Origin of the sequence: Mediterraneibacter sp. 210702-DFI.5.30 (assembly GCF_020560115.1) — a bacterium.
In the GTDB taxonomy this organism is placed as follows: Bacteria; Bacillota; Clostridia; order Lachnospirales; family Lachnospiraceae; genus Mediterraneibacter; species Mediterraneibacter faecis.
The window spans coordinates 1-213 of record NZ_JAJCME010000268.1; the positions used below are offsets into that span (position 1 = coordinate 1).

1 protein-coding gene is annotated in these 213 nt (G+C 54.9%); it reads left to right on the forward strand.

Annotated elements, in window-relative coordinates; all coding sequences use genetic code 11:
• On the forward strand, positions 1-213 hold a 213-nt coding region (locus LI126_RS15525), incomplete at both ends, for a putative PEP-binding protein (RefSeq protein WP_305067626.1).

A 213-nucleotide genomic window follows, 5' to 3' on the forward strand; every position in this document is an offset into this window, starting at 1 on the left:
GATCAATTGGCTAAGGAGGTCGACTTCTTCAGTATCGGGACCAATGACCTGATTCAGTACTGCTTTGCGGCCGACCGGGGCAATGACGCAGTTTCCTACCTGTATCAGCCGCTCAACCCAGCCTTTTTGCGGCTGATCAAGCACGTGATTGACGCCGCTCATGCCAACAACACCAAGGCGGCCATGTGTGGCGAAATGGCTGGTGATCAGCTG